At 73.6% G+C, this 1,040-nt stretch carries 1 protein-coding gene; it reads right to left on the reverse strand.

Translation table 11 applies throughout. From position 1 onward, the window contains the following. A partial coding sequence (locus tag ACFU6K_RS39615; protein WP_380671612.1) for a zinc-binding alcohol dehydrogenase family protein occupies positions 1–954 on the reverse strand: 954 nt, incomplete at its 3' end. Between the last annotated feature and the right edge of the window lie 86 nt (positions 955–1,040).

Consider the following 1,040-nt stretch of genomic DNA (forward strand, 5'->3'; position numbering starts at 1 on the left):
GACGATGACCAGGCGCTTGTGCCCGGTGTCCTCGGCCTGCCAGGCCTGCTCGATCTCCGCCAGCGGCACCGCCCGGGTGTCGATCCGGATCTCACCGGCGGCGGCGCCCGCCATCAGGCGGTTGAACATGTCCAGGAACGCCTGCGGCGGCGGGAAGCCGCCGCCCACGATGGTCAGGCCCGCGCTGCGGATCGTGCCGGCCGACAGCTCGATGGTGGCGCCCGCCGACTCGCCGATCTGCACCAGCCGGGGGCCGGAGCTCTTCAGGTGGAAGTCCTTGCGGGTCATCGCGGTCAGCAGCGCCTCGGTCGGCTTGCCCCACAGGTAGTCCAGGATCACGTCGTACCCGGTGTCGCCGGCCGCGGCGGCGAACGCCTCGGCCATCTCCTCCTGGGTGCCGTTCAGCGGGACGGTGGCGTCCGCGCCGTACTCGCCCAGGGTGTCCAGGACCTCCTGGTTGCGGCCGGCGGCGACGACCCGTCCGGCGCCCAGGTGCTTGGCGATCTGGATGGCGAGCTTGCCGGCGGCGCCGGTGGCGCCCAGCACCAGGACGGTCTCGCCGGGCTGCAGCTTGGCGGCGTGCTCCAGCGGTATCCACGAGGAGAGCGCCGGGTTGGGCAGCGCGGCGGCGGTGAGGTCGTCCACGCCGTCCGGCACCGGCCAGGTGAACGGGGCGCGGGCGACGGTCAGTTGCGCCATCGAGCCGTACGGCTTGCGGGCCCCGCCGAAGAACACCCGGCTGCCGTCCGCCAGCCGGCCGACGCCGTCCAGGCCGACGACCGCGGGCAGGTTGTCGGAGCTGGCGAAGTGGCCGCCGCCGGCGACCGCCTTGGTGGAGGGGTTGAGCGCGGCCGCCAGGACCTGGACGAGCACCTCGCCCTCGCCCGCGGTCGGCTCGGGGAACCGCTCGAAGCGGGGCGGCTTGCCGAGCGTGTGGAGGACTGCGGCGTCCATGGTGCTACTCCATTCACAGGTGATCGGGCCGAACGTACGCCGGTCCCCGGCCGAGGTCGGCCGGGGACCGGGGAAAACATCAGTTG

It is taken from the genome of Kitasatospora sp. NPDC057512, assembly GCF_042802135.1.
GTDB lineage: Bacteria > Actinomycetota > Actinomycetes > Streptomycetales > Streptomycetaceae > Kitasatospora.